At 70.3% G+C, this 25,631-nt stretch carries 21 protein-coding genes; 12 read left to right on the top strand and 9 right to left on the bottom strand.

Going from position 1 to position 25,631, the window contains the following annotated elements; all coding sequences use genetic code 11:
• The first annotated feature begins 2 nt into the window (after positions 1–2).
• Genes sufC through sufT form a run of 5 tightly spaced genes read left to right on the top strand, consistent with a single transcriptional unit; the run spans position 3 to position 4,349 of the window.
• Entirely contained in the window at positions 3–785 is a 783-nt protein-coding gene (sufC, locus tag SYV04_RS10365) for a Fe-S cluster assembly ATPase SufC (RefSeq protein WP_321545518.1), read from the top strand.
• A complete protein-coding gene (gene sufD / locus SYV04_RS10360) occupies positions 782–2,110 on the top strand; it encodes a Fe-S cluster assembly protein SufD (protein ID WP_321545517.1) in 1,329 nt (442 codons plus the stop codon). Before sufC ends, sufD begins: the two co-directional genes overlap by 4 nt.
• Entirely contained in the window at positions 2,107–3,336 is a 1,230-nt protein-coding gene (locus SYV04_RS10355; RefSeq protein ID WP_321545516.1) for a cysteine desulfurase, read from the top strand. The genes sufD and SYV04_RS10355 overlap by 4 nt, the downstream gene beginning before the upstream one ends.
• Positions 3,333–3,785, top strand: coding sequence for a Fe-S cluster assembly sulfur transfer protein SufU (sufU, locus tag SYV04_RS10350; protein WP_321545515.1), 453 nt, complete (start codon positions 3,333–3,335; stop codon positions 3,783–3,785). The genes SYV04_RS10355 and sufU overlap by 4 nt, the downstream gene beginning before the upstream one ends.
• A 9-nt stretch (positions 3,786–3,794) precedes the next feature.
• Positions 3,795–4,349, top strand: a complete 555-nt coding sequence (gene sufT, locus SYV04_RS10345; protein ID WP_321545514.1) for a putative Fe-S cluster assembly protein SufT — start codon at positions 3,795–3,797, stop codon at positions 4,347–4,349.
• Positions 4,350–4,356: 7 nt separating this feature from the next.
• Here the strand turns inward: sufT and SYV04_RS10340 are convergent, their stop codons facing one another.
• The 3 genes from SYV04_RS10340 to SYV04_RS10330 all read right to left on the bottom strand — a co-directional run bounded on the left by SYV04_RS10340 (position 4,357) and on the right by SYV04_RS10330 (position 8,473).
• Positions 4,357–5,673 carry a sensor histidine kinase gene (locus SYV04_RS10340; protein WP_321545513.1) on the bottom strand — a complete coding sequence of 439 codons (1,317 nt, stop codon included), beginning with the start codon at positions 5,671–5,673 and terminating at the stop codon, positions 4,357–4,359.
• On the bottom strand, positions 5,670–7,568 hold the full coding sequence (locus SYV04_RS10335) for a two-component system sensor histidine kinase NtrB (RefSeq protein ID WP_321545512.1): 1,899 nt from the start codon (positions 7,566–7,568) through the stop codon (positions 5,670–5,672). Before SYV04_RS10335 ends, SYV04_RS10340 begins: the two co-directional genes overlap by 4 nt.
• 236 nt (positions 7,569–7,804) lie before the next feature.
• The gene (locus SYV04_RS10330) at positions 7,805–8,473 is read right to left on the bottom strand and encodes a type 1 glutamine amidotransferase domain-containing protein (protein ID WP_321545511.1); all 669 of its coding nucleotides are present in this window, start codon (positions 8,471–8,473) and stop codon (positions 7,805–7,807) included.
• Positions 8,474–8,657: 184 nt separating this feature from the next.
• On the opposite strand from SYV04_RS10330, the gene SYV04_RS10325 reads away from it, so the two are divergent.
• Complete coding sequence (locus SYV04_RS10325; RefSeq protein WP_321545510.1) at positions 8,658–9,743, top strand: isoaspartyl peptidase/L-asparaginase family protein; 1,086 nt, start codon at positions 8,658–8,660, stop codon at positions 9,741–9,743.
• Here the strand turns inward: SYV04_RS10325 and SYV04_RS10320 are convergent.
• The 3 genes from SYV04_RS10320 to SYV04_RS10310 form a co-directional block, all read right to left on the bottom strand.
• Positions 9,733–13,512 carry a DUF3858 domain-containing protein gene (locus tag SYV04_RS10320; protein WP_321545509.1) on the bottom strand — a complete coding sequence of 1,260 codons (3,780 nt, stop codon included), beginning with the start codon at positions 13,510–13,512 and terminating at the stop codon, positions 9,733–9,735. The two genes, SYV04_RS10325 and SYV04_RS10320, sit on opposite strands and share 11 nt — an antisense overlap.
• A 71-nt stretch (positions 13,513–13,583) precedes the next feature.
• The gene (locus tag SYV04_RS10315; RefSeq protein ID WP_321545508.1) at positions 13,584–15,410 is read right to left on the bottom strand and encodes a serine/threonine-protein kinase; all 1,827 of its coding nucleotides are present in this window, start codon (positions 15,408–15,410) and stop codon (positions 13,584–13,586) included.
• 92 nt (positions 15,411–15,502) lie between these two features.
• On the bottom strand, positions 15,503–16,084 hold the full coding sequence (locus tag SYV04_RS10310) for a GAF domain-containing protein (protein WP_321545507.1): 582 nt from the start codon (positions 16,082–16,084) through the stop codon (positions 15,503–15,505).
• Positions 16,085–16,268: 184 nt separating this feature from the next.
• Here SYV04_RS10310 and SYV04_RS10305 point away from each other — a divergent pair, with 184 nt between their 5' ends.
• The 3 genes from SYV04_RS10305 to SYV04_RS10295 are packed head-to-tail and all read left to right on the top strand — an operon-like array spanning position 16,269 to position 19,502.
• The gene (locus SYV04_RS10305; RefSeq protein WP_321545506.1) at positions 16,269–17,537 is read left to right on the top strand and encodes an ABC transporter permease; all 1,269 of its coding nucleotides are present in this window, start codon (positions 16,269–16,271) and stop codon (positions 17,535–17,537) included.
• Positions 17,534–18,757, top strand: coding sequence for an ABC transporter permease (locus SYV04_RS10300; RefSeq protein ID WP_321545505.1), 1,224 nt, complete (start codon positions 17,534–17,536; stop codon positions 18,755–18,757). Before SYV04_RS10305 ends, SYV04_RS10300 begins: the two co-directional genes overlap by 4 nt.
• Before the next feature lie 28 nt (positions 18,758–18,785).
• Complete coding sequence (locus SYV04_RS10295) at positions 18,786–19,502, top strand: outer membrane lipoprotein-sorting protein (protein WP_321545504.1); 717 nt, start codon at positions 18,786–18,788, stop codon at positions 19,500–19,502.
• A 15-nt stretch (positions 19,503–19,517) separates the two neighbouring features.
• Here the strand turns inward: SYV04_RS10295 and SYV04_RS10290 are convergent, their stop codons facing one another.
• Together SYV04_RS10290 and SYV04_RS10285 are read right to left on the bottom strand one after the other, a co-directional pair.
• Entirely contained in the window at positions 19,518–20,300 is a 783-nt protein-coding gene (locus SYV04_RS10290) for an ABC transporter permease (RefSeq protein WP_321545503.1), read from the bottom strand.
• Complete coding sequence (locus SYV04_RS10285) at positions 20,297–21,049, bottom strand: ABC transporter ATP-binding protein (protein ID WP_321545502.1); 753 nt, start codon at positions 21,047–21,049, stop codon at positions 20,297–20,299. Before SYV04_RS10285 ends, SYV04_RS10290 begins: the two co-directional genes overlap by 4 nt.
• 249 nt (positions 21,050–21,298) lie before the next feature.
• On the opposite strand from SYV04_RS10285, the gene SYV04_RS10280 reads away from it, so the two are divergent.
• The 3 genes from SYV04_RS10280 (at position 21,299) to SYV04_RS10270 (ending at position 23,950) form a co-directional block, all read left to right on the top strand.
• Positions 21,299–21,934, top strand: coding sequence for a hypothetical protein (locus SYV04_RS10280; RefSeq protein ID WP_321545501.1), 636 nt, complete (start codon positions 21,299–21,301; stop codon positions 21,932–21,934).
• Between the two features lie 67 nt (positions 21,935–22,001).
• Entirely contained in the window at positions 22,002–22,517 is a 516-nt protein-coding gene (locus SYV04_RS10275; RefSeq protein WP_321545887.1) for a GreA/GreB family elongation factor, read from the top strand.
• Positions 22,493–23,950, top strand: coding sequence for a hypothetical protein (locus SYV04_RS10270; protein ID WP_321545500.1), 1,458 nt, complete (start codon positions 22,493–22,495; stop codon positions 23,948–23,950). The genes SYV04_RS10275 and SYV04_RS10270 overlap by 25 nt, the downstream gene beginning before the upstream one ends.
• Here SYV04_RS10270 and SYV04_RS10265 read toward each other — a convergent pair.
• Complete coding sequence (locus SYV04_RS10265; protein ID WP_321545499.1) at positions 23,944–25,452, bottom strand: ELWxxDGT repeat protein; 1,509 nt, start codon at positions 25,450–25,452, stop codon at positions 23,944–23,946. The two genes, SYV04_RS10270 and SYV04_RS10265, sit on opposite strands and share 7 nt — an antisense overlap.
• Positions 25,453–25,631 lie beyond the last annotated feature (179 nt).

Raw genomic sequence — 25,631 nt, 5'->3', positions numbered from 1 at the left:
CCATGCTGCTGAGCGTTCGAAACCTCCACGCGCGCATCGGGGACAAGCAGATCCTCAAGGGCATCAATCTGGAGATCGCCCCTGGCGAGGTCCACGCCATCATGGGCCCGAACGGCTCGGGCAAGAGCACGCTGTCCCAGGTGCTCGCGGGCCGCGAGACGTACACGGTCACCGAGGGCGAGGTCCTCTTCGACGGCAAGGACCTGCTGGCCCTCAAGCCCGAGGATCGCTCCACGGCCGGCGTGTTCCTCGCCTTCCAGTACCCGGTGGAGATTCCGGGCGTGGGCAACCTCCACTTCCTGCGCACCGCGCTCAACGCGCAGCGCCGCGCCAAGGGGCTGGAGGAGCTGGACGCCATGGACTTCCTCTCGCTCGCCAAGGAGCGGATGAAGCTGGTGCAGATGGACCAGAGCTTCCTCAACCGCTCGGTGAACGAGGGCTTCTCCGGCGGCGAGAAGAAGCGCAACGAGGTGTTCCAGATGGCGGTGCTCCAGCCGCGGCTGGCCATCCTCGACGAGACGGACTCGGGCCTGGACATCGACGCGCTGCGCATCGTCGCGGGCGGCGTCAACGCGCTGCGCTCGAAGGAGCGCGGCATGCTCGTCATCACCCACTACCAGCGGCTGCTGGACTACATCGTCCCGGACAAGGTGCATGTGATGGCCGGCGGGCGCATCGTCATGTCCGGTGACAAGGAGCTGGCCCTGGAGCTGGAGAAGAAGGGCTACGCGTGGGTGGACAAGCTGGGCTCGGCGCCGCAGCCGGGGCGGGAGGCGCGACAGTGAGCGCTGGGCTCCAGCACTACCTGGACGTGGCCCAGCGCTTCCAGGCGGAGCGGATGGCGGACTCGCCCTTGTGGCTGCGTGGGCTCCGCGAGGACGGCCTCGCCCAGCTCTCCCGCCAGGGCTTTCCCACGACGCGCAACGAGGACTGGAAGTACACGGATGTGGCGCCCCTCGTCTCGCGCCCGTTCGCGCCCGTGGAGGCCCGCCGCGTGGCGGAGTTCCAGGCGCGGGTGGATCAGCTCGCCCTCCCAGGGCCTCGGCTCGTCTTCGTGGATGGCCGGCACTCGCCCGAGCTGTCCTCGCTGGAGGGGTTGTACGAAGGCGTCACGGTGAAGCCGCTGCGCCAGGCCCTGCGCGAGGACGCCGAGGCGCTCCAGGCCGTGCTCGGCCAGCGGGCCCGGGCGGAGACGCACTCCTTCATCGCGCTCAACGCGGCGCTGCTGGAGGAGGGGGCCTTCGTGAACGTGCGAGCTGGTGCCGCGGCTCCCAGTCCCGTGCAGCTCGTCTTCCTGGCCTCCGGAGCCACTGGGGCCTCGGTGCTCGCCAGCCCGCGCATCCTCGTGGTGGCGGGGGCGAACAGCGAGGCGGCGCTGGTGGAGGTGTACGCCGGGGTGGAGGGCGGGGCCTCGTTTACCAACGCGGTGACGGAGGTGGTGCTCGGGGAGAACGCGCGGCTGCACCACTACAAGCTCCAGGTGGAGCCGGAGGCGGCCTTCCACCTGGCGAGCCTCCACGCCGAGCAGGCGCGGGACAGCCGGCTGGTCTCGCACGCCTTCGCCCTGGGCGCGACGCTGGCGCGCAACGAGGTGCGCTCGGTGTTCGCGGGCGAGGGCGGCGAGTGCGTCCTCAACGGGCTGTACGTGGGCCGTGGCACGCAGCACCTCGACAACCGGACGGACCTGGACCACGCGATGCCGCGCTGCACCAGCCGCGAGCTGTACAAGGGCGTGCTGGACGGCAAGGCGCGCGGCACCTTCCACGGGCGCGTGCTGGTGCGCCAGGACGCGCAGCGCACGGACGCGAGCCAGACCAACCGCAACCTCCTGCTCTCGGAGGAGGCGCTGGTCGACACGCGCCCGCAGCTGGAGATCCTCGCGGATGACGTGAAGTGTGCCCACGGCGCGGCGGTGGGCCGGCTGGATGAACAGGCCCTCTTCTACCTGCGCGCCCGGGGCATTCCTCGGGCGGAGGCGGAGCGGCTGCTCACGTATGCCTTCGCCAGCGAGGTGGTGGGCGCGGTGACGCTGGAGCCGCTGCGGGCCCGGGTGGAGCAGCTCCTCTCGGGACGACTGCCGGGCGGGGCTCGGAGGGAGGGACAGGCATGAGCCAGACGGGATTCAGTGCCGAGAAGGTGCGCGAGGACTTCCCCATCCTCAATCAGGAGGTACGGGGCCGGAGGCTCGTGTACCTGGACAGCGCCGCCTCCGCCCAGAAGCCGAAGGCGGTCATCGACGCCATCAGCCACTTCTACCTGCACGACAACGCCAACGTACACCGGGGCGTCCATACCCTCTCCGAGCGAGCCACCTCGGCCTTCGAGGGCGCGCGGGAGAAGGTGCGCCGCTTCCTCCACGCCAAGGACGTGAAGGAGATCGTCTTCGTGCGAGGCACCACGGAGGCCATCAACCTGGTGGCGCAGACCTTCGGCCGCAAGAACGTGGGCCCGGGCGACGAGGTGCTCATCACCGCGCTGGAGCACCACGCCAACATCGTCCCCTGGCAGATGCTGTGCGAGCAGCAGGGCGCTACCCTGCGGCAGGTCCCGGTGGATGCGCATGGAGACCTGGTGCTCGACAAGCTCGACGCGCTGCTCACCCCGCGCACCCGCATCCTGGCGGTGACGCACGTCTCCAACGCGCTGGGCTCGGTGGTTCCCGTCAAGGAGCTCATCCGCCGCGCGCACGAGAAGGGCATCCCCGTGCTGGTGGACGGAGCCCAGGCGGTGACGCACTTCCCGGTGGATGTGCAGGAGCTGGACTGCGACTTCTACGCCTTCTCCGGCCACAAGCTCTTCGGCCCCATGGGCATCGGCGTGCTCTACGGGAAGAAGGCGCTGCTGGAGACGATGCCCCCGTACCAGGGCGGCGGGGACATGATCCTCTCCGTCACGCTGGAGAAGACGATCTACAACCGCGTGCCCTACCGCTTCGAGGCGGGCACGCCGGACGTCGCGGGCGCGGTGGGGCTTGGCGCCGCCATCGATTACCTGGAAGGGGTGGGCATGCAGGCCATCGCCGCCCATGACCGGGAGCTGTTGGCCTACGCGGAGCAGGCGGTGGAGGGCGTGCCGGGCGTGCGCGTGCTGGGCAAGGCGCGCGAGCGCTCGGGGGTGGTGTCCTTCGTGATGGAGGAGGTCCACCCGCACGACATCGGCACCATCCTGGACCGCGAGGGCGTGGCCGTCCGCTCGGGCCACCACTGCGCCCAGCCGCTCATGCAGTGCTTCGGCGTGGCCGCCACCGTGCGGGCGTCGCTGGCGCTCTACAACACGCGAGAGGACGTGGACGCGCTCGTGCGGGCGCTCCACAAGGTGCGGGAGGTGTTCGGATGAGCTCTGATTTGCAGGACCTCTACCAGGAGGTGGTGCTGGACCACGGCAAGCGCCCGCGCAACTTCCGCGAGGTGGAGGGCGCCAACGGCAAGGCCCTGGGCCACAACCCCCTGTGCGGAGATCAGCTCACCGTGACGGTGAAGGTGGAGGGCGACGTCATCCGCGACATCGGCTTCCAGGGGCAGGGGTGCGCCATCTCGCGCGCCTCCGCCTCGCTGATGACGGGGGCGGTGAAGGACAAGACGCGCGAGGAGGCCGAACGGCTCTTCGAGCAGGTCCACAAGCTGGTGACGGAAGGCCCCGCCGAGGTGGACACCGAGGCGCTGGGCAAGCTGGCGGTGCTGTCCGGAGTGAGTGAATTCCCCGCGCGAGTGAAGTGCGCGAGCCTCGCGTGGCACACGCTGCGCGCGGCGCTCCGCGGTGAGGCGGAGTCGGTCTCCACGGAGTAGGGAGGGCCCATGCGAGGGATGGTGGTTCTGGAGCGCGAGTGCGAGGCGACGCTGATTCCCAGCGGCGACCGGGTCATGGTCCCGGCGGGCACGGACCTGCGGGTGATGCAGACGCTGGGTGGCAACGTCACCGTGCAGGCCATCTCCAACGGGCAGTTGCTGCGCATCGCCGCCAAGGACGCGGCCGTGTTGGGCGAGGAGTATGTCGAGCAGCCCAAGACGCCCGCCGCCGAGGCGAGCGCCGACGCGCCCTTCGAGGAGGAGCGCGTCTGGGAGCAGCTCCGGACGGTGTACGACCCGGAGATCCCCGTGAACATCGTCGAGCTGGGGCTGGTGTACCAGTGTCAGGCCACCCCGCTGCCGGAGGGCGGGCACAAGGTGGACATCCAGATGACGGTGACGGCGCCCGGCTGCGGCATGGGGCCCGTCCTTCAGGAGGACGTGCGCCAGAAGGTGCTCAGCGTGCCCGGCGTGAAGGAGGCCCACGTGGAGCTCGTCTGGGAGCCCGCCTGGGACCAGAGCCGCATGTCCGAGGTGGCGCGGCTCGAGCTCGGCTGGATGTGAGCCGCGCTCAGGGAATGCGCACGGGCAGCGGCGTCAGGTGCTCCGGGGCGGGCGCCTGGGGCAGCAACACCCGGAAGGTGGCGCCCTGGCCGGGGGCGCTGTCGACGGTGATGTCACCCCCCAGGCCGGAGACGATGCCGTAGCAGACGCTCAGGCCCAGGCCGCTGCTCGAGCCCATGCGCTTGGTGGTGAAGAAGGGCTCGAAGATGCGGTTGACGTGCTCGGCGGCGATGCCCTTGCCGTTGTCCTGCACCTCCACGGCCACGCGGCCGTCCTCCTGCAGATAGGTGGAGATGCGCACCCGGGGCTGCGGGCTCTCCTTGAGGGCCTGGGCGGCGTTGGCCAGCAGGCCGAAGAACACCTGCTGCAAGCCCGTCTCGCTGGCGTGTACGCGGGGAATGGCCTGGAACTCGCGCACCACCTGTACGTTGGGCCCCAGCTCGTTGCGCGCCTCACCCAGGGCCTGCTCCAGCACCTCGTGTACGTCCACCCGCGTGGGCGGCGCGTCGTCCAGCCGGGAGAAGAGCTTGATGTTCTGGATGATGCGGCGGATGCGCTCGGCGCCCTCCGTGGACTCGGCGCAGACCTCGCGCAGCTCCTGTACCTCGGCGGGGCCCAGGTGCGGCGGGCTGCCCTCCAGCGCCGAGCGCAGGTAGCCGAGGTTGGCCAGGATGAAGCTCAGCGGGTTGTTGATTTCGTGCGCCAGGGCTCCCGACAGGCGCCCCAGGGCCTTCAGGCGCTGGTGCTGGGTAATCTGGGCGTGGGCGGCGGCGAGCTGGCGGGTGCGCTCGTCGACGGCCCGGGCCAGATCCTCCATGCGCAGCTGGCTGCGGTGCAGCAGCTCCCACTTCTCCGTGAGCGCGTAGGCGAGCTGACGTACTTCGATGCCGTCGAAGGGCTTTCGGAGGATGAGCAGGCGCTGGCTGAGGCCCAGCCGCTGCATCATCTCCTCCCAGGAGTAGTCGGCGTAGGCCGAGCAGATGACGACCTGGATGTCCGGGTCATCCTTCCAGAGACGCGAGGTGGTCTCCACGCCGTCGATGCCGGGCGGCATGCGGATGTCGACGAAGGCCACTGCATAGGGGCGGCCCTGCTCGCGGGCGTTGCGCGACAGCAGCAGCGCCTCCTCGCCCTGGTAGGCCGAGTCCACCTCGAAGCCCGGGAGCCGGGCGCTCGCCTCGGTCTGCCCGAAGAGGTCGGCCTCCATCGCGTCCAGCGAGTCGTTGGCGGTGGGCGGACAGAGGATCTTCCGAAAATCCTGGTGGATGGTCCGGTTGTCATCCACCACGAGGATGCGACGGTTGGGGGACGCAGGTGTGCTCACGACGTGGCCTCCTCGCCCGCCACAGGCAACTCGAGGGTAAAGGTAGCACCTTGGCCGGGTCCCGGGCTGGTACAAGAGAGGCGACCCTTCATCTCCGTGGCGGCCAGGGAGCTGATGTGCAGGCCGAACCCGTGGCCCGTCTTCTTGGTGGTAAACCCCTGGGTGAAGAGGCGTTCGGTGTGCTCCGGGGCAATGCCCACGCCGTTGTCCGCCACCTCGATGAGCAGGCGCTGAGCGTCGGGGGAGAGCCGGATGCGGATGGTCATGCGCTTGTCCTGCCTGCCGCTGTCCACCAGCGCGTGGCGGGCGTTGCTCAGCAGGTTGATGAGGATCTGCAGCAGCTTGTGCCGGTCGACGAGGATGGGGGGCACGGCAGCGTACTCCCGCTCGATGAGGATGCCCATGCGCTCGAACGAGACGGCGTGCAGGCGCAGCGCCTCGTCGATGAGCTGGGGCACGGCGAGCTGCTCGATGGACCCCGCCGTGCGCGCGTGCTTCTGCTGCATGCTGATGATGGACTTGATGTGGTCCACGCTCTGGGTGAGCGAGACCAGCTCCTTGCTCATCGTGTCGCGCTCCTCGAGCAGGTGCTCCGAGAGGGCGATGAAGTAGGCCGGCAGCTTCTGGCCCTGCGGATCGCTGGAGAGGAAGGTGCTCATGTCGGCGCCGTGCTCGCGCAGCAGTTGGGTGGCCTTGGCCAGGCTGACGACGCGAGATTTGCCCAGCATCTCCGCGAGCAGGCTGGTGGAGATGTTGACGCTGTTGAGGGTGTTGCCCACGTTGTGGAGCACGCCGGTGGCCACCTCGGCCATGCCCGCCTGGCGCGAGACATCCACCAGGGTGCGGTGCATCTCTCCCAGCCGGTTCTCGGCCTGCTTGCGGGCGGTGATGTCGCGGGAGAAGAGCGTCAGCCCCATGAGCCGCCCGTCCGCGCCGTGGAGGGGGTGGGCGCGAACGTCCACCACGACGCGAACCCCCTGGTGCTCGCTCTCCTCCTCGACGTGGAGGCGCTCGCCGGCGCATACCTGGGCGATCCGCTGCTCCCACAGCTCGCGCAGCGCTGGCGGCGCCGGCTCGAAGAGGGGGACCCCCACCTCGATCGGCTTGCCAAAGTACTGGAGATAGAGCTGCTTCGCCGCCGAGTTGGCGGTCAACACGCGCCCCTGGGGGTCCATCGAGATGACCACGTCCCCGGTGCTCTCGATGACGCTGCTGAGCTTGCTCTCACTGTCGCGCAGCTCCTGGAGCGTCTGTTCGAGTGACTCCTGAACCGAGCGCCGCGCCGTGCTGTGCAGCGCGCCCAGGCCCCACGCGCCCACGAACGAGACCGAGGCGGCGATGTGCAGGGGCCAGATCTCCTCGCGGGGCAGGAAGAGGGGACCGCTGTGGACGGAGGTGTAATAGAGCGGGTGGAGGATGCCGAGGACGCCGATGACCAGCAGTGTCATGGCGAACCCCCAGCGCGGCCCCAGCAGGTACACGGCGAGCGCCGGCAGCAGCATGGTCGCGGCATGGATGCTGCCCAGGGGGCTTTCGGACACGAAGACGGAGCCGAAGAGGCCCAGGCACAGCACCAGGAACAGCAGCCGCGCCGGCGCATGGTGGGTACGGGCCCTGCGCAGCACCACCAGCGTGCTCAGGTAGCCCAGGTTCGCGAAGAGCGTGGGCGCCAGCTTCGGCGTGAAGGGATGGGTGAGGATGTACAGCACGGTGCTCAGGAACAGGAAGAGCGCCGCGCCGGCCATGATGCGGTTGCGGATGAGCTCCGAGGGAGGCGCGTTGCGCAGCGGCTCCGAGAGCAGCTTGTCCAGCCGCGCGAAGAACCCCGCGCGGGCCGCTACGTGCGGCGCTCTGGGCTCTCGGGGCTTCGGAAATCCGGCGATTGGGTGCCTCATTTCGGACGGACTCGTGCTCGCCATGATCCGATGCGTGTCCCTGTGGGGCGCAACCCCGTCGCCCGACCTTGCTGGATCTATTGTGTCCAGAAGCCGACAGCATCTTCAAAGCCCATTTATCCGAAGGATCGGAGCGGAGGGAGGCAGATGTGAGCCTGTCTCCCGGATCAGCCCGCCCCCTGGCGTAGGGCAATGTGAACTCACCCGGAGGGCTACCCGTGAGGGTACTTCCCAGGCTAGGCGCCGATCAGCCTGCGCCCTCGGAGGCCATAGCGCAGCGCGGCGAGGGCCATGCCACCCGCCAGCCAGCGAGGCCAGCGCTTGGATGGCCGCTCGGGTACACGCGTCTTGGCTTCCACCGGTAGGTGCTCGGCGAACAGGGCCACCATGGCCTTCTCGAACTCCGGCAGATCATGCGGTCCCCGGCTGGAGACCCAGTTTTCATCTCGCACCACCGCCGCGTCCTCCCAGAGGCCTCCCGCGTTGTGGATGTCGTCGCGGATGCCGGGCCAGGAGGTGAGTCGCCGCCCGCGCACCAGCTCCGCCGAGGCGAGCACCCAGGGGCCATGGCAGATGACGGCGATGGGCCGGCCGAGTCGCTCGAAGTCCGTGACGAACTCCACCGCCAGTGTGCTCTGCCGCAGCAGGTCCGGGTTGACGAAGCCGCCGGGCAGCAACAGCGCGTCATAGTCGGCCGCCTTCACCTCCCGGAGCGTGGTGTCCACGCGCACCTTCTTCCCGGGCAGCAGGAGGTTCATCCCCCGGATGGAGCCTGGGCGGATGGAGACGATGTCGATCGTCGCGCCCTCTTTCTTCAGCTTCTTCACCGGACGTGTCAGCTCCACTTGCTCGAAGCCATCCGCCGCCAGCACCGCCACCCGAAGCCCCTTCAGCTTCTTGCCCATCGCGGTCTCCTCGTTCGTCCGCTCCGCTCGCTCGGAGTCTTCGCTGACTCTGTGTACTGCTCCGGGTGAGCAAAGGAGGCGGGCGGGCAGGGGGCCCGCGTGCTCCCCGGGGGAGGGGCGATTTCGGGTGTCAGCTTCAGAAGGGGGATGGGACACTCCGCGCGCCCCCTCCGGAGAGCCTCGCATGCCCTCGCTGCCCCCCTCGGTCCGCCGCGCGCTCCTCGCCGCCGTGCTCCCGCTGCTGTCCCTGTCGCCGCTGGGCTGTGCCTCTCAGCAGGGCGCCGCGCGGGATGAGGCGGCCCTGGCCTCGGAGCCCGCTCCCGCGCGCAAGCCCGCCTGGGGCCTCGTCCTCCACGGCGGCGCGGGCGTCATCTCCCGCGAGAACCTCACCCCCGAGCGCGAGGCGGAGGTGCGCGCCAAGCTCGCCGAGGCGCTCCAGGCCGGCCATGCCATTCTCGCCCAGGGAGGCACCAGCCTCGACGCCGTGACCGCCGCTGTCCGCATCCTGGAGGACTCGCCCCTCTTCAATGCCGGCAAGGGCGCTGTCTTCAACCATGACGGCCAGAACGAGCTGGATGCCGCCATCATGGACGGGCGCACGCTGGGGGCGGGCTCCATCGCGGGCGTCCACCATGTGAAGAACCCCATCGCGCTGGCGCGGCGGGTGATGGAGCAGTCCCCGCACGTGATGATGGTGGGCGAGGGGGCGGAGGCCTTCGCCAAGACGCAGGGCATCGAGCTGGTGCCACCGGAGTATTTCCGCACCGAGGAGCGCTGGCAGCAGCTCCAGAAGGCGCTGGAGAAGGAGAAGGCCTCCGCGCCGTCTTCGCGCTCCACGGGAACCCATTGGGACGGGAAGTTCGGCACCGTGGGCGCGGTGGCGCTCGACCAGGCTGGAAACCTCGCCGCGGGCACCTCCACGGGCGGCATGACGAACAAGCGCTACGGTCGGGTGGGCGACGCGCCCATCATCGGCGCCGGCACCTACGCCAACGCGCGCTGCGGCGTGTCCGCCACGGGCCATGGCGAGTACTTCATCCGCTACACCGTCGCCCGCGATATCTGCGCGCGCCTGGAGTACCTGGAGCTGCCGCTCCAGGAGGCCGCCCACTCCGTGGTGATGGACGTGCTGGTGAAGGCCGGGGGAGAGGGCGGCGTCGTCGCCATGGACGCGCAGGGCAACGTCGCCATGCCGTTCAACTCCCCCGGCATGTACCGGGGCTATGTGGGCGCGGACGGCACGCCCCACGTGGCCATCTTCAAGGAGTGAGCAGCACCAGGTCCCGCGTCTGCAGCAGGTCCACGTCCCCGGCGAAGCTGGAGAAGGCCTCGTAGCTCTTCGGGGGGATGCGGTTGCGGGGCATGCGCAGCGACTCGGTGATGGTGAGCACCCGGCCCTCCTGCTTCTCCGTGCGCCGGAAGCTGCCGAAGGCGCTGTCCACCTTCAGCTCCGGCTGGGGGTCGGAGAGCTTCCAGCCCTCCGGCAGGGTGACGGTCACCTGGGTGTCGCTCGCCTCGCTGTTGTCGATGAACAGGGGCGTGTCCCGGGAGCTGAGCTGCACGTAGCGCCGGCCGAGCATGGCCGGGAACGTCACCGGCCCCAGCATGATGCGCTTGTTCCCCTCGGGGCGGCCGTAGCGCGGCACGGTGAGCTGGTAGCTGAGGATGAACGGCGCGCCCACCTCCTCGGCGTGCTCCAGCTTCACGGAGGAGAGGTCCGCGCCGCCGAAGTAGCGAGCCACCGCGTTCTGCAGCGCCTGCTGGCGGTTCTCCGCCGACAGCGCGTCGAAGGCCTCGGCGAGGCTGGCCGCCTCGAAGCCCGAGTACACCTCCTCGCCCTTGCCCACGAGCTGCCCGTCCGCCTTCAGCTCCAGCTCCAGCCGCACCTTCTTGCCGGGAGGCTCCGTGCGCGGTGGCGTCTTCAGCTTCTCCAGCGGCCGTCCGGGCTCGGGCAGCAGGTACGCGTCGCGCTCGCCCATGGCCGTCTCGGGGAGCTGGCCGAAGGGGCCGAAGCGCATCGAGGTGTCCACCCACACCGGGCCCTCGCCCGGCACCTCCACCCGCAGCGCCGTGTACGTCAGCGTCGATTCGGTGGGGAAGAGGTACGGCGTCGGGTCCGTGGTGAAGGGGTGGATGGAGACCAGCCGCGCGGGAATGCCCAGCACCTCCAGGCTCGCCTTGAGCAGCATCAGCCGGCTGCCCCGGTCCTGCGCCAGGGTGGAGGCGGCCGACTGCGCCAGCCCCAGGTCCCGGCCGGGGATGCGCTTCATGATCGCCGCGTGCAACGTCTTGAGCGCCTCCATCCCCTTCTTGCCCTCGGACGCCTTGTGGGCGAAGGCCTCGATCTCCGCGCTGCGCTTGGAGCGGTCCAGGAAGGCGTCCGCGTACACCGCCACCAGGCGCTCCTGGCCCATCGTCCCCGCGCCCACCACCACGAAGGGCAGGTACTCGTTGTTCGCCCACGGCGCCTCCGGCTCGGGGATGAACGGCGGCACCCGCCGCGCCTCGTGGAAGAACACCTCCGTGTCGCCCTTCACCTCGGGCGGCGTGACCTTGATGCCGTGCGCGTCCACGCGCATGCCGGTGCCCTTGGGCGCCACCACCGTGTACGTGGCCCAGTTGTTCGGCATGTTGGCGATCTGGAAGTAGAAGGCCGAGGCCGTGAAGCCCGGCTGGGCGGGCCCGCGCGCGCTCTCCTGGAGCAGGTACTCCACCTCCACGTAGTCGCCCACGTTCACGCCCGGCAGGCTGATGGCGTCCTTGCCCTCGATGTTCTCCGGCTCCAGCACCGTGCCGTCCGCCTTGATGGTGCGCAGGGCCAGCACCTGGGCGCCGTTGGGGATGTTCACCTCGGCGATCTCCTGGATGCCGCTCTGCTCCAGCGCCTTCTGGATGATGTGGATGCGGTTGACCAGGGTGTTGCCCGGGAAGACCTGCACGGCGGCGGCGTCCAGCACGTACGCGGCGGCGCTGTCCTCCTCGCCGCGGGACGCCTCGTAGGCCGCGATGGCCGCCTTGCCGTCGATGGCGTAGTCCTGCAGGAGCTCCTTGCCCGTCCGGGCCCGCGCGATGGCACGGCGCACGGACAGGTCGCTGCCGTCGATGGCCAGGGCCTGCTCCCGCAGGGCGAGCGCCTCGTCGGGGGCCCCGGCGTACTCGCGCACGTCCGCCAGCCGCTTGAGCAGCAGCGCGTTGCGGGGCCAGAGCTTGCTCAGCTCGCGCAGCGTGGCCGCCGCGTCGTCATAGCGGCGCAGCGTGAGGTAGAGGTTGGCCAGCGCGGCGCCGGTGCTGAGGTCGCCCGGGTTTCGCGCGAGCAGCTCCACGTAGGCCTTGGCGGCGGCGGCCGTGTCCCCGCGCTGGCGGGAGTGCTCCGCGGCGCGGGCCAGCGCTCCGGGACAGCCGGTGAACTCGGTGATGAGCTGGTCCATCTGCGCGGCGGCATCGCGCCTGCGGGCCAGGCTGTAGCGCAGCCCCAGCGCCTCGCAGAGCTTGGGCTGGGCGGCCAGCGCGGCGGACAGGGACTCCTCGGCCTGGGCGTCCACCTCCAGCGCCACGGCGGCGCGCGCCCGGAGCAGGTGTACGGCGTAGCTGGAGGGGCCCGCCACCTCCAGCGCGCTCTTGAGCACCTCGAGCGCGGCGGCCGGCTGGCTGTCGTTCAGGGCCAGCTCCGCGCGCAGCAGCAGCGCCGCCGCGTTGCGCGGATCCTTGACCAGCGTCGCCTCCAGGTCCCGCGTGGCCCGGCCGCGCGACACCTTGGTGGGCACCGTGCGGTCCTGCGCGGCGATCTCCGCGCGCAGGCCGAGCAGGGCCGCCGTCTGCACCGACTCCTCCACGTTGGCGAGCAGCCGCCGGGCCCCATCGGGGTCGCGCCCCATGCCATCGCGCGCCGCCAGGAAGGTGGCCAGCAGCCCGCCGGCCTCCTCCTCCAGCGCGGCGGCCAGGGACTCCGTGGTGGGGTAGAAGAGGGGCACCGACTCGACGACGGGCACGCCCCCGGCCCACGAGGGCGCGGGCCCCGTGGCGGCGGTGAAGCGCACCTCGGACGGGCGGCCATCCACGCGCGGCAGGCTGAAGGCGACATTGCCCGTGGCGTTGTCCTTGGTGAGCTTCACCAGGAAGCGGTACTTGCCCGCGGGCAGCCGCACCGCGCGGCCGAGCACGGTGGACTCGGGCTGGGCGAAGGAGCGTCGATCAAGCAGCAGCGCGCCATTGACCCACACCTTGTGGGCGGACGAGGAGACGGAGCGCGCCAGGTAGAGGCCCTCGGTGGGCACCTCGGCGTCGAAGGCGAGCAGATAGACGTCCGCCTCGCCCGGCTCTCCATCCAGCCGGTGCCGCCCATCCGGCGCCAGCAGGGTGCGCGGCGTGAGCGCGCCGTAGGGGCCGGTGAAGGGGCCCGCCAGCGAGCCGTCCTTCTCGGCCCCGGTGGCCTCATCGAAGGAGAGCACGTGGTAGGGCGAGAAGGGCCCCACCAGCGTGGCCACGGTGGCGGAGCCCACCTCCCGCGCCACGCCGGCCGCGGCCTCCTTGTCGCCGCGCACGAGGAACACGCCCATGCGCGAGCCGCGCAGCAGCTGGGCGGTCTCACCGGTGGCGCCCGCGTCGAGCCCCTTCTGGGTGCCCTGGAGGATGAGCTCATCCATGCCCGGCGAGGTGCCCACCTGGTCGAGGATGTAGCGGGCCGCGCTGACGGAGAGCGGGTGGGTGGGGGCGCGCGCCACCAGCTCCAGCGCGGCGGCGAGGGCCCGGTCCACCGCGGCGGCGCGGCGGGCGAGCAGGTGCTGCCCCATCAGGGCATAGGGGTCGCCCGGATCCTTGGCGACGGCGGCGTCGAAGCGGGCCTGGGCGCCGGCGTCATCCCCCGACACGAGGTACGCATGGAAGCCCGCGAGGGCGAGCGTGCGCGCCTCGCCACTGCCTTGTTGGGCCCGCTCGGCGGCCGTCTCGAGGACGTCGGTGGCGGAAGGGGAACGGCGGGGGCAGCCGGCGAGGCCGACGGCGAGGGCGAGCAGCGCGAAGAAGCCACGAGAGGTGCGCATGAGGCCCGAAGGGATAATGCAATCCCCCGGCCCCGGCTACATCCACATGCATCAGGTGTCCACAGGGGACCCTATCGGCGCTTTCCTCCCTTGGGAGGCGGGGCCTTGGCCGGGGGCTTCTTGGCGGGGGGAGGAGCGGGCTTCACCGCCTTGACGGGCACCGGGTTGGGCCGAGGGGTGGGGGTCAGCCCGGCCACGGTGGTGGAGGGCGGAGCCGGGGGCGCGCGCTTGATGGCGTAGCTGAAGCCCTCCACGCGGCAGGTGCCCTCGATGCAGCCCACGGCGGGGCGGGGGGCGCCGGTGCCAAAGTGCTTCTGCCAATCCGGGCCGATGATGAGGGGCTCGGCGATGGGCCGCCGGTCCTTGCCGGAGCCCACGAAGGCGCGCAGCACACCCTCGGCATCCACCTCCATCTCCAGGTGGGCCACGCCTTCGGGCGAGTCCTGCCCCAACATGGTGCCGCGGCGCTCGCCCAGGGCCCACTCCAGCGCCAGCGGACCGCCGGCTCCGTCCTGGATGAGGGCCACATAGCGTCCTGTGGTGCCCACGAGCAGCAGCGCCACCTGCGGATCCGGCGGCGGTCCGTAGAGCACGGTGCGCGCGCGAACGGCGGGGGTGGGCGGAGGGCCCTCGGCGAGCACGTCGGCCTTGAACAGGGCGAGGTCTCCTTCGAGGTCCACCACGTCCATCACGGCGAGCCCCGTCTGGGACTGGCCCTCCACCGCCGGGAACACCAGGGCCTTCTCGGCGTCGCTGACGGGCCGACCGGAGACCAGGGCGGACAGGGGATCCGGTCCATCGGGGACCAGCTCCACCTTGCGATCAGGCGGCCGCACCAGGCGCCCGGCCAGGGTGCGGACCGACGGAGGTCCCAGCTCTCCGGCGAGCGCGGCGCCCGGCCTGCGCGGCACGCGCTTCTCTCCGCTGCGCAGCCAGGCCACGGCCAGCACGGCCAGCGCCGCGATCACCAGCAGCACGGCCACCACCTGGGCGGTGAAGCGCACCACGCTGCGCACACCCAGCTTCACGCGCTGCCAGCGGTTGAGCGGCCGGGGCGCCTGGGAAGAGGTGGCGGGGACCATCGGCTCCAGGTCCGCCGCCAGCGCGGCCACGGTGGGGTAGCGCTCGGCGGGGTCCGGCTTCAGGCAGCGGCCGATGATGAGGTCCAGCCGCGGGTCGAGGCCCGGCTTGCGCTTGGAGGGCGGATCAAACGTGCCCAGCGGCACCTCGCCCGTGAGCAGCTCGTAGAGGATGACGCCCAGCGAGAAGATGTCGGCGCGCGCGTCCGCGTTCTTGGCGTCCACGCGCTGCTCGGGCGCCATGTACGAGAGCGTGCCCATGGAGACGTGGGTGCTGGTGAGGGCGAAGCGCGCGGTGCCGCCATCATCCATGAAGGAGGCCAGCCCGAAGTCGGTCACCTTGGCGATGCTGCCGGCCTGCTTGTCGAAGAGGATGTTCTCCGGCTTCAGGTCGCGGTGGATGATTCCGCGGTTGTGCGCGTAGTCCACGCCCCGGCAGATCTCCAACATCATCTTCAGCCCGTCCTGGGGCGACAGCAGCGGCGAGCGCATGAGCTCGCGCAGGGACGGGCCGTCGACGAACTCCATCACCAGGTAATAGGTGGAGTCGGTCTGCCCCTTGTCGACGATGGAGACGACGTTGGGGTGGGAGAGGGAGGCCAGCGCCGCGGCTTCCTTCTCGAAGCGGGCGACGAAGGCCGGGTCCTTGGCCAACTCCGCGTTGAGCAGCTTCACGGCCACGGTGCGGCCGAGCGAGAGCTGCACGGCCTTGTGCACCTCGCCCATGCCGCCCATGCCTACGAGCTTCTCGAGGCGGTAGCCGCTGATGGTGTTGGGAGTACGCGGGCGGCTGATCGCGGTAGGGTCGAGAGATGCCATGACGGTGGAGGAAGGAGGCACAGGCTATCAGACCTTGGGGCCTTGAGGACCCCCGGGATGGTGCCCCTGTCTTCCGCCGTGGCTGGAACGGCTCAGCGGCTGGCGCCGAGCAGCATCATCTCCGCCAGCTGGGTGCGCGTCTGGGAGAGCGAGGAGCGCATCTGCTGGTGGCGCAGAGCGGTCGCCAGGCCGCCCGCCAGGGACTTGAGCAGGGCCAGCTCCCCGGCGTTCCACACCCGGGCCTTCTGGCAGTCGTCGAATCCGACGAAACCCCAGAAATCCTTGCTCACCCGGATGGGGGCCAGCGCGAGGGCCTGGGTCTTGTTCTCCACCATCATCAGCCGCATGCGGGGAGGCGCCTCGAGCAGGCCGGTGGAGACGGCCTGGCCCTTGACCAGCTCCTCCATCCAGAGGGGCGCCACTTCGCGCAGCGAGATTTGACGCTGCGAGGTGGACTCCTGGAGCGACTTCACCCCGGCGGTGTTCCACCCGTAGCGCGCGTCGGCCAGCAGCCGGCCCCGGATGGGGAAGGGCTGGTTCTCGTACACGTACACCCGGTCCACCTTCATCATCCCGCCCACCTGCGCGAGCAGCGCGTTGACGTGGTTCGGAGCGAAACCCGTCTCCAGCAGCTGCTTGCTGGCTTCTGCAATCTTCGCGAAGGCTTCGATCATGGGGGGCTCCGGGGGAGAGCGGGGTGGACCGGCTTAGACAGGAATTCGCCGCAACCTTCAATAACAGAATAAACCTGATTTCGGTCTTCCTGTCAAATCACGTTTTCGCTGTAAGCCGGGTGGGAGAAGGGGCGACAAGGTTCCCGCTTTGGCGATCAGGTGGGTTTCATGAAGGATGGGCGGGGTGACGCTCCTCGCCCTCGCCACGCGCAACCTCATGCGCAACCGCCGCCGGACGGCCATCTCCCTGGCGGCGCTGGTGGTGGGAGTGGGGGCGATGGTGGTGCTGCGAGGCCTGGTGAACGGGCAGCAGCGGATCATCCTGGAGAACATCGTCTACGGGCAGCTGGGCGCGGTGCAGGTCCACCGTGCGGGGTACCTGGCGCACGTGCAGGGCTCGCCGCTGTCGCTGGACATGGAGGACTCGGAGGCGCTGCGCCGCCAGCTCACCTCGGTGCCGGGAGTCCACGGGGTGTCACCGCGCCTGGCCTTCGGGGGCATGTTGTCCATGCCGGAGCCGCAGGGGGTGGAGGAGGGCGAGCCGCGCACGGCCTTCCTGCAACTGCTGGCGTTCGACCCGGCGCTGGAGCCGAGGGTGACGCCCAAGCGGATGACGTGGTTGGGGCAGGGGGCGTTCCTGTCGAAGGTGGACGCGCCGGAGCTGATGCTCAACGCGGACCTGGCGCGGGGCCTGGGGACGGGGGTGATGGATGCGAAGGCGCCTCCGCCCGAGGAGCAGTGGCCGGCGCTGCTGGCGGCGGACCGGGACGGGGCGCTCAACGGCGAGGGCCTGCGCATCTCGGGCATGTTGGTGTCGGCGACGCCGGGGGACCGAAGGGTGGGTTACCTGCCGCTGGCCACGGCACAGCGGGTGCTGCGCATGGAGGGCCGCGTCACAGAGTACGCGTTGGCGGTGGAGCCGCTGGAGCATGCGCGGCGGGTGCGGGATGCGCTGCGGGCCTCGCTGGGGCCGGGCTACGAGGTGCATACCTGGGAGGAGGTGTTCCCCTTCATCGCGCAGATCCTGGGGCAGCAGGACTTCCTGTTCGGCATCCTGAGCACGGTGTTCCTGGCGGCGGTGCTGCTGGGCATCGTGAACGTCATGCTGATGAACGTGCTGGAGCGGGTGCGGGAGATCGGCACGATGATGGCGGTGGGGATGCGGCGGCGGAGCATCATCCTGCTCTTCCTCTTGGAGGGCGGAGTGCTGGGGCTGGTGGGCGGAGCGGTGGGAGCGCTGGTGGGCGGGGCGGTGACGCTCTGGCTGCACGAGCGGGGCATCCTGCTGCCGTCGCCGGGGGCGAACGTGGACAGCATCATCCGGCCCAGCGTCTCCTTCCTCTATCTCATGTATGTGGTGGGGTTGGCGACGGTGGGTGCCTCGCTGGCGGCGCTGTGGCCGGCGTGGCGGGCCTCGAGGCTTCGGCCGGTGGAGGCGCTGGCGAGCGTATGAGCCCCTTTCCCCGGCTGGCGGTGCGCAACGTGGCGCGCAACCGGCGCCGCAGCCTGGTCACGCTCGCCGCCGTGCTGCTGGGCGTGACCGCCGTGCTGGTGACGCGGGGGATTACGGATGGCTTCCTGCGGCTGATGGTGGATGACGTCGTCCGGGGCCGCACGGGAGCGCTGCAGATCCACTCGGTGGGGTACATGGCCAGCGTGGACGCGCTGCCGCTCGAGCCGAACATGGCGTACGACGAGGCGTTGCTCTCGCGGGTGCGAGCGGTGCCGGGCGTCACGGGTGTTTCGGGGCGGCTGGTGTTCGCGGGGCTGGTGAGCAACGGGGTGTCGCAGACGACGTTCATCGGGCGTGGGCTGGACGTGGCGCATGAGAGGGAGGCGGTGCCGCGCTTCGGCTTCGAGGTGCGCACGGGGGGCCGGGTGCTGGCCACGCCGGACTACGCCCACGCGCTGCTGGGCAGTGAGCTGGCGCGCTCCTTCCAGGCGGAGCCCTCGGCGCGGGTGACGCTGGCGGCCTCCAGCCCGAGGGGACGGGCCAACTCGCTGGACGTCTCGGTGGAGGGGCTGAGCGAGTCGAGCCTGCCCTTCGAGAACAAGCGGGTGGTGACGGTGCCGCTGAAGCTGGCGCAGGACCTGCTGGGGATGGAGGGGCGGGTGACGGAGGTGGCGGTGGCGGTGGAGGACCTGGGAGACCTGGACCGGGTGGCGGAGGACCTGCGCGCGGCGCTGGGCCCGGGCTACGAGGTACACACCTGGCAGGAACTGCAGCCGTTCGTGCGGGACATCATCCGCCGGCAGAAGTTCGTGCTGGCGATCATCTCCACCATCCTGTTCGTCATCATCCTCACGGGCATCATCAACACCATGCTGATGAGCGTCTTCGAGCGGGTGCGAGAGGTGGGCACCATGCTGGCGGTGGGGGTGCGGCGGCACCAGGTGCTGGGGCTCTTCCTGCTGGAGGCGGTGGTGCTGGGCCTGGTGGGAGCGCTGGCGGGGATGGGGTTGGGCTCGGTGATTGTCGGGGTGCTGGGGGTGCGCGGCATTCCCATGGAGAACCTCGGCACGGGAGGGCCCACGCTCCTGCGGCCAGAACTGGATCCTTCGTTCGCGGGGCTGACGTGCGCCGTGGCGGTGGTGGGCGCGGTGATCGCGGCGGCGTGGCCGGCGTGGAGGGCCAGCCGGTTGAACCCCGTGGACGCGCTGCGCTCGAACTGACGAACCTCTTTTGCAAAGGAAACCTTCGATGAAAGCCCTGATGCTCGCCCTGTTGGTGGCTGTGCCCGCGCTGGCGGCGGACCCGACGGCGGAGGAGCTGCTCCTGCGCTATGACGAGACGATGGGGCCGAGCACCTTCGAGGCCGAGTCGCAGATGACGGCCTGGCGCGAGGACGGCAGCAGCCGCGGCTACGAGATGCGGATGCTGAAGGGACAGGACGACAAGTCGCGCATCTGGTTCAAGTCGCCCGCCAGCGTGAAGGGGCAGGAGGTGCTGCGCTCGGGGGACAACGTGTGGGTGTACCTGCCCAACCTCAAGCGGGCCACGCGGGTGGCCAACCGGGACAGCTTCCAGGGCGGAGACTTCAACAACGCGGACATCCTTCGGGTGGGCTACGCGAAGGACTACGCGGCGAAGTTGGTGGCCTCGGACGTGCCGGACACCTGGGCGTTGGAGCTGAAGGCGAAGTCACCGGAGACGGCGTACGACGCCATCAAGCTGTGGCTGCGCAAGTCGGACGGGCTGCCGGTGAAGGGGCAGTACTTCGGCACGAGCGGGCAGATGCTGCGCAGCGCGGAGTTCAGCGAGTACACCGAGTTCGAGAAGGGCTACACGCGGCCGGCGAAGGTGGTGATGCGCAACGAGCTGGTGAAGAGCCGTCGCTCGGAGCTGGTGCTGAAGTCGCTGAAGCGGGGAGTGGAGGCACCCCCGCAGCGCTTCACCCAGGCGGACCTCGGCCGCTGACCCCGCGATAGGGACTCAGGACTCCGAGGCCGACGGGTGCCAGCGTCGCAGCAGCCGGGCTCCGGTGAGACTCACCGCGCCGAACAAAACCAGGCCCAGCCCCGAGGCCGCCAGCACGGCGGCGAACAGCAGGTCCGTGCGCAGCTGGCGGTACGCGGACATGACGAGGATTCCCAGCCCCGCGGCGCCCTCGGAGAAGCCGGCGACGAACTCGCCCACGATGGCGCCGATGACGGACAGGCCCGAGGCGATGCGCAGCCCCGTCACCAGGTGCGGGAGGGACGCGGGCAGCTCCAGCTTCCACAGCGTGGCGAGCCGCCGCGCGCCATAGAGGCGGAACATGTCTCGCAGCGCGGGCTCCACCGAGCGCAATCCGGTGAGGGTATTGGCGATGACGGGGAAGACCGAGACGATGAAGGAGGACACCGCGACGGCGCGAGGGCCAGGGCCGAACCACAGCACCAGCAGCGGGGCGATGGCCACGATGGGCACCGTCTGCAGGAAGAGGGTGTACGGGTAGAGCGCGCGCTCCAGCATCCGCGAGGAGGCCAGGAGGATGGCCACGAGCACGCCCACCCCCACGCTCAACCCGAAGCCCACCAGGGCAGAGCGGCCCGTGGTGACCGCCGCGCCGAGGATCGAGGACGCCTCCTTGGCTCCGGCGACGCCGATGGCCGAAGGGGGTGGCAACAGCCAGGCCGGAACCTCCAGCACGCGTACCGAGCCCTCCCAGAGCGCCAGCAGGAGGACGAGGGCAACCAGCGGCGGAACGGCCGCGCGCAGGAGTGAGAGGTTCACCAGCGCTCTCCTTGTTCCAGGGCCTCGTTGAGCAGGCGGGCCTCGCGGGCGAAGGAGGCCTCGGTGCGCAGGGCGGCGCTGCGCTCCTCGGGGAGTTCCAGCACCCGGTCGAGCACCACGCGCGCGGGGCGTCGCGACAGCACCACGGCCCGCTCGGCCAGGTAGGCGGCCTCGGAGATGGAGTGGGTGACGAAGAGCACGGTCATGCCCAGCTTGCGCCACAGCGCGCGGAGCTGATCATCCAGCCGGCCGCGCGTCAGCTCATCCAAGGCGGCGAAGGGCTCATCGAGCAGCAGCAGCCGAGGGTGGGTGATGAGCGCCCGAGCCAGGGACACGCGCATGCGCATGCCGCCGGACAGCTCCGCCGGGTAGCGCTCGGTGGCATCGCCGAGCCCCACCTGCTCGAGCACTTCGCGTGCGGCGGCCTGTCGCTCCGGCTTGCCTACACCGGTCAGCTCCAGCGGCAGCGCCGCGTTGTCCAGCACGGAGCGCCAGGGCAACAGGTGCGCGTCCTGGAAGACGTAGGCGATGGGCGCCCGCTCGCCCTGGGTGCGCACCATCGGTGGGGTGAAGGAGAGGTGCCCTGCCTCGGGCCGGTCTAGCCCGGCCACCAGCCGCAGCAGCGTGGACTTGCCGCAGCCCGAGGGGCCGAGCAGCGCCACGAACGAGCCGGGCGCCACTTCCAGGTCCATCCCCGCGAGCACGGAGACGTTGCCCGGAAAGGTGCGGCGCAGGCCTTCGACCTTCACACGAACGCCTCCACTCCCGGAGGCGGGCCCGATGGAGCTGGAAGGAAGGTGGCCGGAAGGCGCCATGAGGGAGTGGGTTCTAACCGCACAGCCCCCAAGGAGGCGAGCTTCAGAGCAGGGTTCGCTGTCGGTGCGGGTGGGACTGACTCAGGCACGGGGCTTCGAATAAAGGACTGCCCGTCCCGTCTTTCTCTGCGTACGCCGCAATACAATCACCCCCCTGACGGAACCTCTTCGAGGACGAACACCATGAACCGCATCGCTTGTGCCCTTGCCGCTTCTTTCCTCTTCGCCAGCGCCGCCCATGCCCAGGATTGGCGCAACCACCAGGAGCGCGCGCAGGACCGCCACGAGGTGCGCCAGGACAAGCGCGAGCTTCGGGATGACCGCCGGGACGTGGCCGAGCTGGAGGCCGTGCTCGCCAACTTCGACCGGGCGCGCTCGCGCGGCAAGGAGCGGGAGATGGTGGCGGTGGAGTCGCAGCTGCGGCAGTTGCTGAAGCAGGAACTGGTCGAGGGCCGCGCCGAGCTGGCGCAGGACCATGCCGAGATCCGACGCGACAACCGGGAGGTGCGCTCGGAGCAGTGGGACAGCCGCCACGGCGGCGATCGTCGGGACCTGCGGGACGACCGGCAGGACCGGCGCGATGACATCCGGGACGCCCGGGTGGAGGCCGCCTCGCAGTCGGCGCGCAAGAACATCGCCCGGGAGCTGTCCTCGCTCATGGGCAGCCGGCGCCCGAGGGACCTGCAGCGTACGCGCACGCTGATCATCGACCTCATCCAGCTGGCCCGGAAGGAGGTGCGTGACACCAAGCAGGAGGCGCGCGAGGACCGCCGGGAGCTGCGCGAGGACCGTCGCGAGGCGCGTGACAACCGCTGGTAACCGGAAACGGGCCGGCCCGCAGTCCAGAAACTGGAGCCTTCGTGCCATGCCGCTACAGTCCTGTGGCATGGGACTCGACAAGCGAGCGCTGATGGCGCAACTCGCCGAACGCCTTCAGCACAGTGACCGGATTGCCAACCGCGCCCAGGCCGAGGCGCGTGAGGCTGCACGCAGCCTGGCCACTGAGTCGGAGAAGAAGGAAGACGGCCGGGCCGCGATTGAGTACGGCAGCCTCGCCACGGGCCAGGCCGCCCGCGCCCGGCGCGTGCAGGAGGAGCTGGGCGCCCTCACCGCCTTCCGGGAAGCGGAAATGCCGCGCTTCGAGCGCAAGGGCCCGGTGGCGCTAGGCGCCATCGTGGATGTGCGCACCGAGGACGAGACGGGCTACGACGAGCGCACCTTCTTCCTGCTCCCGGTGGGAGCGGGGACGGAGCTGACGGGCCCCGGCGGTGATGGCTTCCTCTCCGTCATCACCCCTGCCTCGCCCGTGGGCCGCGCGCTGATGGGGCGCCGAGCCGGAGACTGCATCGAGGTGACCCTCGCCGGCGAGGTGCATGAGTGGACGGTGCTCGAGGTGGCGTAAGGCGCCCTCTCTGGAGCGCCCTCCTGCTGCTGTGCCTTGCCACGCCAGCCCTGGCCGCCGAGGTGACGGGCTACGTGGAGAGCCGCACGGAGTACACGCGCTCGCGGGTGCGGGGCCTGCTGCCCACGGACACCCTGCCCGAGGTGCGGCAACTGCTGGAGCTGAACGTGCAGCCGCGCGTGGAGTACCGGCCGGGCGGCTTCGTGGCGGCGGATCTCTCCCTCTTCCTGCAGGGAGCCTGGCGCTACCGAGGGCTGGATGCCGAGGGCCGCGAGGTCGGTGTACCCCCGCGCGAGGCCACCGCTGCCCGCCCCTTCGTCTCGCTCAGTGAGCTGTACCTCAGCCATGAGGTGGTGCCCGCGCTCCACCTGCTGGCGGGCCGCAAGCGTGTCCTCTGGGGCTCGGGCTGGGCCTACAACCCCACGGACCTGCTCAACCCACCGAAGGATCCGACCGACCCCAGCTCCCAGCGCGTGGGCGCGTACATGCTTCGGGTGGAGGTGCCGCTGGAGTCGTACACCTTCACGCTGCTGGCCAGCCCCGCGGTGCTCTCCCAGGAGAGCGGCTTGCCACGAGCGCTCCTCGTCCATCCCGAGTGGAACGCGCGGGACGACGAGCTGCACTACCTGGTGGCCGCTCGCGCCTACGCCCTGGTGGCGGACGCGGACGTGAACCTGATGCTCTTCCACTCCAACCTCTACCGCGACGCCTTCGAGGACAAGACGCGCCTGGGCTTCTCCTTCTCGCGCTACTTCTTCACCGACTACGAGCTGCACGTGGAGGCGCTGGTGGGGCGGGGCTCGGCGCGGAACTACCCGACGCCTGGATGCCTGGACAGCCGGGAGGCAGCCGTGGACTGCTCAGTGCGCGGCGAGCCCCTCATCTCCCGCCGCCGATTGGACGAGGGGCGGCTGCGTCCGCGCGTCCTCGTCGGCACCCGGTACATGTTCACCGACGAGTCGCTCGTGTCGGCGGAGTACCTCTACCAGGCGGATGGGCTTAAGCGCTCCGAGTTCCAGGACGTCGTCAACGGCCTGTCCCTGCTGCGCTCGGCGCGTGAGCTCGGCGTGGATCCGGACCGGGTGACGGCGGAGCTGCTGGGGGACCCGGAGGAAGGCCTGCCGCAGCGCTTCCGCTTCGAGCCCATCGCCCGGCACTACGCCTTCCTCAGCTTCCAGAAGCCGAAGATCCGCGACGACTTCACCGTGATGGCGACCCTGGTGGCCAACCTCCAGGACCTGTCCGGGCTGCTGGCGCCGAGCGTGGCCTGGGCGACCACCGAGTGGATGACGCTGACCCTCTCTGGCTTCTTGCCCTTCTCCGGGCCCTCGTCTCGCGCCGCCACGGTGCCGGAGACAGGGGCGAAGGTGAGCGAGTTCGGACTCGTCCCGCTCTCCTATCGCGTCCTGCTCCAGGCCCGCTTGTTCTACTGAGCGCCCACGGGCCGAAGCTCCGCGCGCTGCTCCAGTCGCCGCACCGGCAGGACCCAGAGCTGGTTGGCGTCCGTGTCGTCGTTGGCGACGAAGAACACGGAGTCGCCCACCCGCGTGAAGCCCGTGGGGTACGAGGAGGAGGCCCCCGGCGAGATGTCCTGCAGCGGCCGGCTCTCCGCTGCTCCGTCGCTCATCCACAGCTCCAGGCCCTCGCTGCCCGGGCCAAGGGCGCTGAAGAGGATGAAGTCCTCCACGGCGAACAGGGAGGATTGGAACTCATCCGAGAGGCTCAGGGGGCGCACCAGCAGCCGCGTCCCCACCGCCGTCCCATCCGTCCCCCAGAGCTGCACATCGCGCGGGGCAGGGCCCGGGGTAGAGATGGCCATCCCGAAGAAGAGCTTTTCGCCCGTGACCGCGTAGGTGGTGATGTACGGGTCCGCATCGGGCTGGCCCGCGTAGGGGTTGGGAATCGTCTTCACGAGCTTCGACTGGGTGGCGCCGTCCAGCTTCAAGCGGCTCAGGCGCAGCGCCTGCTCCGCTGGCGCGGGCGTCGTGAAGTACAGGTATCCGCCGACCGCTCCGAGCAGCCGCTGGCCCCCGTTCTCCGGACCGGGGTTGAGGTCCTCGACGAGCACCGTGCCCGCCTCGGTGCCGTCGCTCTTCCACAGCTCCCGGCCATGGCTCGCGTCCTCGGCGGTGAAGAAGACGTGCTGCCCCACGGCGCGCAGCTCGTACGGATACGCGCTGTCAGGACCCGGCTGGATGTCCCGCACCCGCACCGTGCCCGCCTCGGTGCCATCGCTCTTCCACAGCTCGCTGCCGTGCGCATTGTCCGAGCCGACGAAGAACAGGGTGTTCCCCACGAGCGCCCGCATCGAGGAGACGGAGAACTCCGGTCCCAGGTCCCGCACGAGGACCGTGCCCGCCTCCGTCCCATCGCTCCTCCACAGCTCGTTGCGCTCGGCCTCGGTCTGCGTCGCCGGGATGTAGCGGAAGAACAGCAGCGTGCTCCCCGTGGCCGTGAAGCCGGACAGGAACGAGTCCTCGGCGCCCGGGCTGATGTCCTTCACCCGAAGCGTCCCAGCGCTCGTCCCGTCGCTCGCCCATAGCTCACGACCATGGGTCGCATCGCCGACCTGGAAGAAGAGCCGGTCGCCCGCCACCGTGAGTTCGCCCACGGAGTTCCAGGTGCCGAAGGGGCTGAGGTGCGGTGCGAAGGTCTTCACGGCGAGGGTGCCCGTCTCGGTCCCATCGCTCATCCACAGCTCCTGGCTCTGCCGGCCCAAGCCTCGGTTGACCGCGAAGTAGAGCTTGCCGCGGAAGGCCACCAGGCTCTCCGGCGACTCCGCCATCCAGGCGGGCATGTCGGAGGGAGCGAAGATCGCCTTCACACGCCGTGCGGTGCCCGGCACCGAGCGCGCCCCGGGCAGTCTCACGTTTCGAGGCTCGGCGGCGGGTTCCTCAGCGACCTCGCTCAGCGGGAGCGTGTCCTGTGACGCCATGTCCGGGAGCGCTCCACCACACCCCACGACCAGTGAACCCAGCAGCACCGCACCACGCCACGCACGCATCCCGACCTCACATCCCGTTGGATTGGACGAAAGGGTGGGTCGCCGGATCCATTCCTGCCAGTGGCTGCCAGAAATGGGTTCCAGACTCGAATGTCCGGCGAGCAATCGGC

The sequence above is a fragment of the Hyalangium ruber genome (genome assembly GCF_034259325.1).
GTDB lineage: Bacteria > Myxococcota > Myxococcia > Myxococcales > Myxococcaceae > Hyalangium_A > Hyalangium_A rubrum.
Note: the sequence above shows the minus strand (reverse complement) of the source record. Positions and strands in the feature narration are given on the sequence as shown.

Excerpts from the sequence above, each read along its gene's own strand:
- SYV04_RS10335 (WP_321545512.1), bottom strand. The coding sequence starts at position 7,568 with ATGAGGCACCCAATCGCCGGATTTCCGAAGCCCCGAGAGCCCAGAGCG.
- SYV04_RS10320 (WP_321545509.1), bottom strand. The coding sequence starts at position 13,512 with ATGCGCACCTCTCGTGGCTTCTTCGCGCTGCTCGCCCTCGCCGTCGGC.
- SYV04_RS10310 (WP_321545507.1), bottom strand. The coding sequence starts at position 16,084 with ATGATCGAAGCCTTCGCGAAGATTGCAGAAGCCAGCAAGCAGCTGCTG.
- SYV04_RS10355 (WP_321545516.1), top strand. The coding sequence starts at position 2,107 with ATGAGCCAGACGGGATTCAGTGCCGAGAAGGTGCGCGAGGACTTCCCC.
- sufT (WP_321545514.1), top strand. The coding sequence starts at position 3,795 with ATGCGAGGGATGGTGGTTCTGGAGCGCGAGTGCGAGGCGACGCTGATT.
- SYV04_RS10315 (WP_321545508.1), bottom strand. The coding sequence starts at position 15,410 with ATGGCATCTCTCGACCCTACCGCGATCAGCCGCCCGCGTACTCCCAAC.
- SYV04_RS10275 (WP_321545887.1), top strand. The coding sequence starts at position 22,002 with ATGGGACTCGACAAGCGAGCGCTGATGGCGCAACTCGCCGAACGCCTT.
- SYV04_RS10280 (WP_321545501.1), top strand. The coding sequence starts at position 21,299 with ATGAACCGCATCGCTTGTGCCCTTGCCGCTTCTTTCCTCTTCGCCAGC.
- SYV04_RS10295 (WP_321545504.1), top strand. The coding sequence starts at position 18,786 with ATGAAAGCCCTGATGCTCGCCCTGTTGGTGGCTGTGCCCGCGCTGGCG.
- SYV04_RS10325 (WP_321545510.1), top strand. The coding sequence starts at position 8,658 with ATGCCCTCGCTGCCCCCCTCGGTCCGCCGCGCGCTCCTCGCCGCCGTG.
- SYV04_RS10330 (WP_321545511.1), bottom strand. The coding sequence starts at position 8,473 with ATGGGCAAGAAGCTGAAGGGGCTTCGGGTGGCGGTGCTGGCGGCGGAT.
- SYV04_RS10300 (WP_321545505.1), top strand. The coding sequence starts at position 17,534 with ATGAGCCCCTTTCCCCGGCTGGCGGTGCGCAACGTGGCGCGCAACCGG.
- SYV04_RS10265 (WP_321545499.1), bottom strand. The coding sequence starts at position 25,452 with ATGGCGTCACAGGACACGCTCCCGCTGAGCGAGGTCGCTGAGGAACCC.
- sufC (WP_321545518.1), top strand. The coding sequence starts at position 3 with ATGCTGCTGAGCGTTCGAAACCTCCACGCGCGCATCGGGGACAAGCAG.
- sufU (WP_321545515.1), top strand. The coding sequence starts at position 3,333 with ATGAGCTCTGATTTGCAGGACCTCTACCAGGAGGTGGTGCTGGACCAC.